The sequence below is a fragment of the Sphingomonas endophytica genome (genome assembly GCF_001476895.1).
Lineage (GTDB): Bacteria > Pseudomonadota > Alphaproteobacteria > Sphingomonadales > Sphingomonadaceae > Sphingomonas > Sphingomonas endophytica_A.
This window is the reverse complement of the sequence record NZ_LDTB01000240.1, coordinates 1-601: the sequence shown is the minus strand read 5'-3', so window position 1 is coordinate 601 and position 601 is coordinate 1. Positions and strand designations below refer to the sequence as shown.

The following is a 601-nucleotide window of genomic DNA, read 5'->3' as shown; positions in this document are numbered from 1 at the left end:
GAACAGGCCGGCCGCAGCTCCACCTGCCGCCGCCATTTGCAGAAGGTCGCGCCGCGTCGTCGACGCCTTGTCCATCCCCTTGTCGGTGCCTGGCATTGATTGCTCCCTCATGTTTTTTGACCGTCAGCGTCAGTTGCACGCGCCGCGGATAAAGGGAGTGTGTCACAATCGGAACGGTGACGCTACGCCCTCGCGTCGACGGGATGTTGCTGCTGCTGCACGATCGCCGCGATGTCGCGGAGCAACTTGTGCCACGCAGCATCGATGTCCCCCGACCATTGCTCGCCAAGAATGTCGCGAAGGCAGTCCGCGATCACCGCGAAGAACGCGACGAACAGTTCGCGCGGCGTGCCGTAAGCGTCATGTGAGAACACCTCGGATTCGATCAGGCGAAAACGCCCGCTGCGTTCGCCCGCGAAATCGAGGATGGCTTCGATCGTCAGCTGCAGCATCGAGCCTTTCACCGGCTCGCTGCCTTCGGTGCGAAACATCGCCTGTGCTTCGGGATGGTCGCGAAACAAGCGCCGATAGACCAACGGCGTCAGATCATCGCAAGCCGCTGCTGCGAGTTCAAAGCTGCGTTCGATTGGATTGGATGATG

Annotated in this window: 2 protein-coding genes; both read right to left on the bottom strand. The window is 61.2% G+C overall.

All coding sequences use genetic code 11. The features are described 5' to 3' along the window. A partial coding sequence (locus NS334_RS19480; protein ID WP_153002822.1) for a twin-arginine translocation signal domain-containing protein occupies positions 1 to 75 on the bottom strand: 75 nt, incomplete at its 3' end. 107 nt (positions 76 to 182) lie between these two features. Next, positions 183 to 601, bottom strand: a 419-nt coding sequence (locus tag NS334_RS16960) for a globin (protein ID WP_153002821.1), incomplete at its 5' end; no start/stop codon positions are given.